This is a genomic window from Streptomyces sp. RLA123 (assembly GCF_056270165.1).
Genome location: NZ_JBWDOR010000003.1, coordinates 8,192,364 through 8,201,943, shown reverse-complemented (window position 1 = coordinate 8,201,943; position 9,580 = coordinate 8,192,364). Strand labels below are relative to the sequence as shown.

The following is a 9,580-nucleotide window of genomic DNA, read 5'->3' as shown; positions in this document are numbered from 1 at the left end:
TCACCCCGATTCGGCCGGCACGCCGCCGGAAGCCGGGCTGGCACCGACTGGCCTGGCGTCCCGGCGCCGTACGGTGCCGGGACGCAGGTTCCTGCTGCTCAGGCAGTCGCGAGCCGGTGGCCTGGCTGCCTCAGCATCAAAAGGGACCGTCGGCACAGGGGCGAGTCCCGTTGGTCATGGGGCAGGTCGGCGACTCGTCTCCGGCGCGAGGGACCCGCGCCAGGTCGTGGCAGCCGCGCCCTTGAGACGGCGCGCTGCTGGATCTACGGACAGGACGTGGACGACTGGTACGTGATCTTGGCGTACCCCCAGTTCTCGACCTTGACGTACGCCGCCGAGGTTCCGCGACGGTCGTACACCATGCCCCACGTCTTGCCCGGCGCCATCAGATGCAGCTTGTCCGGTCGAGTTGCTCGACCTCGTCAGCGCTGAGCTGAATGCGATCGCGCATGATCCATGAGGTGATCTTGCGCGGGCGGGGCGGGGCGGCGGCGGGGGCCGGTTCGGCGGTGCCGGTCCGCAGTGCGGCGAGGTGCTTGCGGACGACCTGGACACTGCCTTGGTTGCCGCGTTCGGTGATCTCGCGGAACAGCCGGGTTCGGCTCGTGCACCCGGCGGCAAAGCGGGAGTTGACGTAGGGCTTGAACGGCTCGAGTACACCGTCGGGGCGGCGGTCTCGGGCGGAGGCGAGCAGTAGGTCCAGGTCGGTGGTCTTGAACTTGCGCACGGTCTTGCGGTCCAGGCCCAGGTGGCGGGCGATCGCGCTGATCGTCCAGCCCCTGGTCCAGCAACCGGTGCACGTCGATGTGCCGGTGGCGGGTGCGCTCGACCATCGCTGTCTTCGGCAGCGCGGGTGGCGGCAGGTCGACCAAGACGGGCTCCGGCGGGCCCTCGACCGCGGTCGGTGCTTCGTCGTCGAGGCGTTTGCGCAGGCAGGAGCGGTGCTGGTGGCAGGTCTCCTCAACCGCCGCGGACAGGTTCTGTAGCAGGTGCCGGCGATCTGCGACCTCCAGGGCTTCGGGTGCGGCTTCCTTGACGGCCTTGGTGTAGGCGCTGGCGCGGTCGCGGCAGCCATCTCCGCCCCCGGGTGAGAGGTCAGCCAGGCCGCGAAGGTCTCGGAGATGCGGCCGGGCAGGACGTCCACGACCCTGCCGGTCTCGACGTCGACCAGGATGGTGCCGTACCGGCGGCCGCGGCGGAAGGCGAACTCGTCCACGCCGAGGACACGCGGAGCCCGTTCCGGTCCCGACGGCTCTTCCAGAAGTTCGAACAGGCGGGTCCGCGCGGCCGCCAGGGCAGCTTGCGGCACAACCGCTCGCCGGCCACCGTCGTCAGCCACTCCTTTAAGGACAGCGCCGCAGACGCTGGCGCAGGTGATACCGCAGGCGTTGTCGCGGGAGCGGACCGGGTGCACGCCATGGTGAACGGGATACTGCACGGGATGCTCCCGCCCCGGAGCCGGCACAGTAGGCGACACCGAGGATCTCGCCGTCCATGCGGATGCTGCGCCCCCCGGCTCCGTCGGCGGCACACGATCACTCGGCATTCCACCTGGCCGCGGATGACCCGGGCCACAGCGGGCGCATGCTGGAAGAGCGGCCCTGCCTGCGTGTCGGCAGCTTCGGCGCCTTCGGGGCAGGGTCGCCCCAAAGAGGTACGGCGCGGCCCCTGGCCCTCCACGCTGGGCCGTGCCGGACGCCCCGTCCCCCATTGAGCGTCCTCTGCGCGCGCCTGTCATCGAGGCCGGGCAGGATGGGGGTGCGAGCCCGAGGGCCACGGTCCGGAACCCGCCAGGCACTCGCGCCATTGGATCGGCCCCCGCCGCGGCAAAGCGACGGGGGCCGAGGCCGTTGAGCGGGCGGCAGACTCAGGGAGAGCGCCATCCGCCCGGCGCCGAGGCGCAGTTGACGCACGGCCGGCAAGGTCCGGCAAAGCTGGTTCGTGGTCAACGCCCGCAGCAGGTAGGGAGGTTGGCCGGGGATCGGCGGCGGATACCGACGGGCGCCGGCAACAGCACCGGGCACGCCGGCCGGGCCGGGCTTGTCATGGGCTCCCCGGCCCCGGAGCACTGCGACCCATGTCGGCAGCGCCTTTCGCCAGGTGGTGATTGTCGCCGCAGCGCAACTGTTGCTGCACGGCAGCTGTTGCCGGATGCAGGGACTGGGGAGAGCGGCTGCGGTGGCGGCCGGCTCGGTGGTGCCCGTTCAATGAGCCGGACCCGATGCCCGGCGGCATGCAGTGTGCTTTTCGGGTTCCCGTCGCCCTGCGGCCCAACAGATCACGCGTAGTGACCGCAGGGCGGGGCAGACGCGTAGTCAGGAGGTTGACGACATGGTTCCTTTGCTGCTTGTCCTGCTGCTCGCCCTGGTCCTGTTCGGTGCCGGGTTCGCCCTGAAGGCACTGTGGTGGATCGCCATCATCGTGCTGGTGTTGTGGGTACTCGGTTTCGTCTTCCGCGGCGCCGAAGGCGGCGGCGGACGCCGCCGCTGGTACCGGTGGTGAACTGACACACCCCCCAGTCAAGGGTGGGGTTCGCGCTGCCGACAGGGCCGCGAACCCCACCCTTCGCACGTCCCTCGCCCCATGCGGGGTAGACGAGAACACAAGCGGCTCGCCGGCATCGCGCCCCTGGAACCAGCGCGGCCTCCCCGGCGAGCCGCCACACGCGACGGCAGGGCGCCAGGCTCGGCACCCCCGCACGTCCCTACCGCCCCGATCCCCGCTCCCTCCAGCACGGTCGATCCAGCGCGGTCGATCCAGCACGCGGTAGTGGAACCTGCCCGGCCTGGATCACACCGAACGTGTGTACCGGCCATCCCGGAGGGAACATGGGAAGAGCGCGGCTCCGTCCACCTCCACAGCGGACGGGGCCGCGTTCACGTGACGCCAGGGAATCACCACCACGACGGACTCGCGGCAGCGCCACGTCTTGACCGGCTACCCGCCCCCTCCACCCGCACACGCCCACGCCCACCAAAGCCCAGCGGCACGACCGCCTGACTCGCCATGCGCCGGCAGACCGCACCACACCGGGCCGGGCCGGGCCGGGTTCCTCGTGAGCGGGCTGAGCACCCGCTGGGCGGGACACCGGCTGCGGCCGGCCGTTGAACTGCACGAGACACGCGCCCCTCCAGCACGGGGCCGCGGCCGACAGCGGCCGGGGCCCCGTGCTGTTCGGGTGCTGTTTTGATCGCCCCGCAAACGCGACGCTGCGCCGACACCGTCCCGTGGCAGAAGCCGCACTGCCTGACGACCCGGGGCGTGCGGCCAGGGGCCGGGGTTTCCTCACCGCCGCCGCGACGCCCGGCTTCTCCGCCCACGGCGAGCGCGGCACACCCCGGTGCCATCAGTGCTGGTGGCAGGGGTCCCTCTGATGAGTGCCCCGACAGGCGTGGTGACTGAGTGGCACCTACGGTGACCGTGCGTATGTGCCGGAGTGCTATGCGCCTGGCATGTGCCAAAGGCCGAAGGTCGGCCTCCCCGTGAAAGGAACATCAGTGAACGCTCGATTTGGTGTGCGCCGAGGCAAGGCGCGCGCGGTCACAGCCCTGGCCGCGACAGCGGCGTCGACGGTCTTGGGATCGGCCTCTGCTCTCGCAGACGAAAGAGATCTCTTCGCGGACAACTGGGGCGTGATCACCCGTAACACGATCGGCTCCCCCGTCGCCGTACTGCGGAACGGTCCGGTCGGCTCCTTCGGCGTACCGGCATCCGCCGCCCGGCCGCCCTACGGCACCGGCAGCCTGGGCATCGAGGTCGCGAACAACTCCACCACGCTGACCCCGCCCAGCGAGAAGGTCGACTTCGGCAACGAGCGCGACTTCTACGGCAACCCGGTGCTCAGCCTGACCAAGGTCGGCTTCCACGTCTTCCAGACCGGCGAGAACGTCGGCTACGGCGGTCCGGCCAACATGCCGAACATCCGGTTCGAGATCGACCCGAACATGACCACCGGCGACAACTACTCCACCATGGTGTGGACCCCGCCCGCCGTCGCGGTGGTGGACCGCTGGAGCCCGTACCTGGACGCCACCACGACGGGCACCTGGTTCCTCACCGGCAACGAGACCTCCTGCACCCAGGCCACCCCCTGCAACTTCACCCAGCTGAAGGCCTCCTTCACCGGCGGCATCGCACCGCCGACCATCCTCACCGTCGCCGTCGGCAAGGGCCGCGACAACATGTGGACCGGCGCCGTCGACGGCCTCCGCATCAACCGCAACGTCTACGACTTCGAAGCCGACGGCGTCAAAACCCGCCTCCAGCCCTTCTGATAGGACGGCAGTCCCCACAGTCGTGCAGCCGGCCCACCACAAGGTCGACCGGCTGCGCGCGACGTGGGCAAGCCTGCGGTGGACGCAGGCCTGCCCACGTACACCCGGGGCTTGCCGGCCAAGTGCCGAAGCCGACGAGCCGGCCGCCGGCCCTGCACGCGGCTTCAGCGGCAACCGCCGCCTCCTCCCCCGGACAGCAGCATGGTGTGCGGGTCGGGACGGGGCGCGACGAATGCCCCCGCCTCGGATCGAAATACTTCGGGCGTGTCCGTGATGGACCAGGTCATGAGATTGCGTCTCCTGCTCCCCCAACGGGCGGCACCCCGCGAAGCGGTGGGGAAGCCGTCGGGGGCCCGCCGGCCGCGGTGGACGCGGCCGGCGGGCGGTACGCGCGGCTCACGGCAGACTGAGTTCGCCCCTGATGAGCTGAGCCAGTGCGGAGGGCTGGGAGAGGAAGGGCGAGTGCGAACTGTTCAGCCGCAGCGTCCTGTCGGCGCGCTTCGCGAAGAGTTCCTGGGCGAAGGGCGGGATGGCCTTGTCTGCTTCGCAGATGATGTAGGTGCTTGGAATCGTCTGCCAGGCGGCCGCGGTCAGCGCCTGGATCGTGGCGGCGTAGGACTGGTAACCCAAAGCTGCTGCCGCCTTCTCGGCGACGCTCCCGTCCACGTCGCCGTAGAAGACGTCGACCGGGCCCGCGACGGTCAGGAAGTCACCGACGCCCTCCTGCCGGTGGAATTCCCACCAGGGAGCGGGGTTGCCGCCCACACTCGACAGCAGGGACTCTCCGGCGTCGAGCTGGAACGCCGCGAGGTAAACGATTCTCTTGACGTTGGGCGTCCCGACGAGCGCCTGGGTGGCGGGGATGCCGCCGTAAGAGTGCGCGACGACGACCACGGGCCCGTCGATCGCCTCGACCGCGGCCTTGACGGCGGCCGCGTCGCAGTACATGTCGCCCAGTGTTTTGGGATCGTCGCCGCACGAGGTGAGAGCCACGGTGTGGACATCGATGTCGGGCAGGTCATCGATGAGGACTTGCAGATGCTCGGGTTTGTGCCACGCTCCGGGCACCAGCAACAGCGACGGCAGGGTCATTCGAACCTCATAGAGCAGGGTGTGTGTCGTGCACGGCGTGCGGACTCATCATGTAAGCCCGCGTATCGCACCGTCCACATGATAGATATCACCCGTGATCTATACGGCTCGGCCACAACCGCCCGGCCGTGAGAGAAAGTTCTCCATGGCTCGCGAATGGCGCGGGTGATCCCTCGGCAAGAGTTTCCGCCGGGCGCGTGCCGCCAGCCAGATCCCGGCCAGGCCTGCCCCGGCGGCGACTCCCGGGCATCGACAGCCTCGATGGGTGCGCCTTGGAGGTTGCCGCCTCGCACGCCGAGCTGCACGGTGAGCACGAGGAACTCCACGAGCAGCGTCAGCATTATCGGCCTGGGGAACGTGGCCCGCGCCCTGGCCGCCCGAAGGCAGCCGGTCGGGGTGGCTGCCGCCACGACGCTCATCGCGGCGGCAGCGTCGGGCTACCGGCCCACCCCGGTCGACCCCTACCGCGGCCGCCTGCGCCGGAGCCGGTCCGACGCTCCGGCCGTCCCTGTCACGCACCTCCTGCACGAGGTCGGGGAGTTGGGCTGCACCGGCAGCGGCCCCGTATCCGCCACCGCGCTTGTCAGAGGCAGCGCCCCCGACGGGCTTCCCGAGGCCTTGTCCGGTCTTCACATCACCCCCCGGTCCCGGCTGGCTCATACCGCTCTTCCCCCGGGCCGCATGAGCCGGCTGACGGCACCGAGAACGAGGGGCACGATTCCCGGACCGCTCGCGGACGCGGCCGTGGACGGTCAGCTGACCCGAAGACCGACCGCCAGCGTCAGTTCAAGGACCCGGTGTGGCGATGCGAGATCCGGAAACAGCTCCCGCAGCTGCGACATCCGGTACCGGACTGTCTGGGGATGGACGAACAACGCCGCCGCCACCTCGTCCCGCCTGCCCTGGTGCAGCAGCCAGGCCCGCAACGTCTCCTCCAGCCGCCGTGCAGTCGCGACAGGCAAGGTCCGCAACGGTGCGAGGGCTCGGGTACGCAGGTCTGCGAACGCGTCCACGTCAGCGCTCAGCACCAGCTCGGGCAGGTGGTCCTCGGTGTCGCGAATATCAAAGGAGAGGGAGCGCGCGCGGACGGCTCGTGCATACGAGGCGGACGCACGGGTCCATGGCCGGACCGGGCCGACCACGGCGGTGCGGTCGGTCAGCTGCCGCAAGAGATGTGACCGGTCGGCATCGGGGACGAGCAACACACCGGTGGCATCCGGCAGATCGTCGAGGACCAGGGTGCTCGGGTCGAGCGCGCGGTAGGCCGGCCGGACCTGGGCGGCGGGCAGCAGGACCGCGGTCAGCGAAACCGGAGGCTGCCACCCGGCCCGTTGAACAGAGGCCAGCAGCACGTCCGGGCTCGCGCCGGCGAGGAGGTCGCGGGCCAGGTGTTCCAGCTGGCGCTCGTGGGCCCTTCCCCGGGCAGCCAGTTCGTCGGCGTGGCCCGCGGCGCTCGCGGCGGAGAGCTCGTCGATGTAGGCGAAGGTCAGCTCGGCGAACTTGGCGACCTCGGCGGCGGGCAGACCCGCGGGTACGGCACCGGCTGCCAGGCATCGCCAGGCCACGCGGGCGCCGACGCGGTAGGCGCTGAGCAGGGCGTCCATCGAACGGCCGTCGCGCACCTCGCCGCGGCCCAGCTCGTAGGCTGCGTCACCGGCGTCGCCGCCTGTGGCGTTCCCGCTCGCGAGGTCCAGGTAGTGCCCCAGGGCGGTACGGACGGCTCGGCGGATGGTGGCGCCCATGTGGCCCGAAAGGGCGTTGGCGTAGGAAGGGACCTCGTCGATGATCGCCTGGACGACCTCGTCGGCGGTGGTCTTCAGCGCGGCCCGAAGCGCGGTGACCGTCGTCTCATTGAGGGCCAGTTCGCTGGCCCTCCGGATTGCATGGCTCACGTTTTGTTCCCTGCGAACAATTCAGCCGACCAGATTCACGTCCTGCGGTCAGGACTTTACGCCTTGAGGCGCAGCAAGCTGGAGTCATGACGAGTGCAGCCCTCCGCAGCAGGGCGTGGAAACTGCTGGAGACGGTCACGACGCCGCTGCTGCCGTCGGACTACCTCGACCTGGTCAGCCCGCTGCGTGCGGGCGCTGACCTGCGTGGGCGCATCGAGGCCGTGCACCCCGAGACGGGTGACGCCGCGACTATCGTGATCAGGCCGGGACGGGGCTGGCGCGGCCACACAGCCGGTCAGTACGTGCGGATCGGGGTCGACGTCGACGGGGTGCGCCTGTGGCGTGCCTACTCCATCACCTCGCCGACACACCGCCAGGACGGCCGCGTCACGATCACCGTGAAGGCGATCCCGGACGGCAAGGTCAGCAACCACCTGGTCCGCAGGGCGAAACCGGGCACGCTGATCCAGCTCGACCAGCCGACCGGTGACTTCGTGCTGCCGCAGGCCAAGCCCGCCAAGGTGCTCTACCTGACGGCCGGCAGCGGCATCACGCCCGTGATGGGCATGCTGCGCGACATCGAGTTCGACGACGTCGTCATGGTCCACTGCGCGCCACAGCCGCAAGACGTGATCTTCCGCAACGAACTGCACGACCTGGTCGCGGACAAGAAGCTGCGGCTCACCGAGGTCCACACCGACACCGACGGCATGCTCGACATCGCCCGTCTCGACGAACTCGTGCCCGACTGGGCCGAGCGCGAGACCTGGGCTTGCGGGCCCGCGGGCCTGCTCGACGCCGCCGAACAGCACTGGAGCCAGCACGGCGTGCAAGAGCGCCTGCACACCGAACGCTTCCGCCCCAGCATCGTCGTCGCCGGCGACGGCGGCGAGGTCACGTTCAGCGCCACCGGCAAGACCGTCGACGCGGACGGCGCCACGCCGTTGCTGGACGTCGGTGAGGAGGCCGGCGTGCTCATGCCCTCCGGGTGCCGCATGGGCATCTGCTTCGGCTGCATCACGCCGCTCAAGGCGGGCGCCGTCCGCGACCTGCGCACCGGCGAGATCACCGAGGCCGAGCCGGGCGTCCTCATCCAGACCTGCGTGTCCGCCGCGGCGGGCCCCTGCGACATCGAACGGTAGGAGCACCTTGACCACCATCGACCCCACCGCCCACCTGACCGCGGAGCAGATCGAGGAGCTCGGCCGCGAGCTGGACGCGATCCGCGACGAGGTGATCGCCGGCCGCGGCGAGAAAGACGCCGCCTACATCCGCAAGGTCATCTCGGCGCAGCGCAAGCTCGAGCTGGTCAGCAGAGGCGTGCTGCTGTTCTCGATCTTCCCGCCCGCGTGGCTGCTCGGCACCGCCGGTCTGTCCGTGGCGAAGATCATGGACAACATGGAGATCGGCCACAACGTCCTGCACGGCCAGTGGGACTGGATGCGAGACCCGAAGATTCACTCCACCACCTGGGAGTGGGATCACGTCTCGCCGTCCGAGCAGTGGAAGCACTCGCACAACGAGCTGCACCACACGTACACCAACGTGATCGGCAAGGACAACGACCTCGGCTACGGCATCATGCGCGTCGACGAGGACCAGAAGTGGCACCCGTTCCACCTCGGCCAGCCGCTGTGGAACTTCATCAACGCCTGCTTCTTCGAGTACGGCATCGCAGCGTACGACCTGGAGCTCGGCAAGAATCTGCACAAGCGCCGCCGCAGGAACCCGGAGTTCCGCGCGCGGGCCAAGGCCGTGGGCCGCAAGATCCGCAAGCAGGTGCTCAAGGACTACGTGATCCACCCTCTGCTGTCGGGCCCGTCGTTCCTCACCACACTCGCCGCCACGTTCACCGCGAACGTGGTCCGCAACATCTGGTCCCACTCGGTGATCATGTGCGGGCACTTCCCCGAGGGCGTGCAGGTCTTCGAGCGCCGGTCGATCAAGGGCGAGACGCGCGGCCAGTGGTACCTGCGCCAGATGATGGGCTCGGCGAACATCAGCGGCAGCAGGGCCATGCACTTCATGACCGGCAACCTGTCGCACCAGATCGAGCACCACCTGTTCCCGGACCTGCCGAGCAACCGCTACGCCGAGGTCGCGGTGAAGGTGCGCGCACTGTTCGAGAAGTACGAGCTGGAGTACGTCACCGGGCCGCTGCCCAAGCAGGTGTTCTCCGCGTGGCACAAGGTCTTCCGGCTCTCGCTGCCGAACAAGAAGCCCAAGGTCACGACGCCGGACCGCGAGCAGGAGCTCGTCGCGGCCTGAATTCCCGGTATCGGTTCAGATCTTCCGGCCCTACCGGCGGCACCGCCGGGTTCG

General features: G+C 69.8%; 8 protein-coding genes and 2 pseudogenes. 4 read left to right on the top strand and 6 right to left on the bottom strand.

Translation table 11 applies throughout. The features are described 5' to 3' along the window. Positions 1 to 263: 263 nt before the first annotated feature. The 4 genes and pseudogenes from RV983_RS37565 to RV983_RS37550 all read right to left on the bottom strand — a co-directional run. A complete protein-coding gene (locus RV983_RS37565; protein ID WP_475990177.1) occupies positions 264 to 386 on the bottom strand; it encodes a hypothetical protein in 123 nt (40 codons plus the stop codon). Further along, entirely contained in the window at positions 386 to 727 is a 342-nt protein-coding gene (locus tag RV983_RS37560; RefSeq protein WP_475990591.1) for a hypothetical protein, read from the bottom strand. The genes RV983_RS37565 and RV983_RS37560 overlap by 1 nt, the downstream gene beginning before the upstream one ends. Positions 728 to 926: 199 nt before the next feature. Then, positions 927 to 1,103, bottom strand: a pseudogene (locus RV983_RS37555) (transposase); the annotation flags it as partial. After that, positions 1,100 to 1,546, bottom strand: a pseudogene (locus tag RV983_RS37550) (transposase); the annotation flags it as partial. The pseudogenes RV983_RS37550 and RV983_RS37555, both read right to left, overlap by 4 nt. A 785-nt stretch (positions 1,547 to 2,331) precedes the next feature. Here RV983_RS37550 and RV983_RS37545 point away from each other — a divergent pair. Both RV983_RS37545 and RV983_RS37540 read left to right on the top strand, forming a co-directional pair. Continuing rightward, a complete protein-coding gene (locus RV983_RS37545) occupies positions 2,332 to 2,502 on the top strand; it encodes a hydrophobic protein (RefSeq protein ID WP_475990176.1) in 171 nt (56 codons plus the stop codon). Between the two features lie 1,130 nt (positions 2,503 to 3,632). Then, on the top strand, positions 3,633 to 4,274 hold the full coding sequence (locus tag RV983_RS37540) for a hypothetical protein (RefSeq protein ID WP_475990175.1): 642 nt from the start codon (positions 3,633 to 3,635) through the stop codon (positions 4,272 to 4,274). A 396-nt stretch (positions 4,275 to 4,670) separates the two neighbouring features. Here RV983_RS37540 and RV983_RS37535 read toward each other — a convergent pair whose 3' ends face one another. Both RV983_RS37535 and RV983_RS37530 read right to left on the bottom strand, forming a co-directional pair. Beyond that, a complete protein-coding gene (locus tag RV983_RS37535) occupies positions 4,671 to 5,366 on the bottom strand; it encodes an alpha/beta hydrolase (protein ID WP_475990174.1) in 696 nt (231 codons plus the stop codon). 752 nt (positions 5,367 to 6,118) lie between these two features. Next, positions 6,119 to 7,258, bottom strand: coding sequence for a PucR family transcriptional regulator (locus tag RV983_RS37530; protein ID WP_475990173.1), 1,140 nt, complete (start codon positions 7,256 to 7,258; stop codon positions 6,119 to 6,121). Positions 7,259 to 7,344: 86 nt separating this feature from the next. On the opposite strand from RV983_RS37530, the gene RV983_RS37525 reads away from it, so the two are divergent. Further along, positions 7,345 to 8,400 carry a ferredoxin reductase gene (locus RV983_RS37525; RefSeq protein WP_475990172.1) on the top strand — a complete coding sequence of 352 codons (1,056 nt, stop codon included), beginning with the start codon at positions 7,345 to 7,347 and terminating at the stop codon, positions 8,398 to 8,400. A 7-nt stretch (positions 8,401 to 8,407) separates the two neighbouring features. Then, positions 8,408 to 9,526 (top strand): fatty acid desaturase family protein, encoded by a 1,119-nt coding sequence (locus RV983_RS37520; protein ID WP_475983723.1) that lies wholly within the window; start codon positions 8,408 to 8,410, stop codon positions 9,524 to 9,526. Positions 9,527 to 9,580: the final 54 nt, after the last annotated feature.

Bases quoted from the DNA above. Each gene is read 5' to 3' on its own strand.
- RV983_RS37565 (WP_475990177.1), bottom strand. From the start codon at position 386: ATGGCGCCGGGCAAGACGTGGGGCATGGTGTACGACCGTCGCGGAACC.
- RV983_RS37545 (WP_475990176.1), top strand. From the start codon at position 2,332: ATGGTTCCTTTGCTGCTTGTCCTGCTGCTCGCCCTGGTCCTGTTCGGT.
- RV983_RS37535 (WP_475990174.1), bottom strand. From the start codon at position 5,366: ATGACCCTGCCGTCGCTGTTGCTGGTGCCCGGAGCGTGGCACAAACCC.
- RV983_RS37525 (WP_475990172.1), top strand. From the start codon at position 7,345: ATGACGAGTGCAGCCCTCCGCAGCAGGGCGTGGAAACTGCTGGAGACG.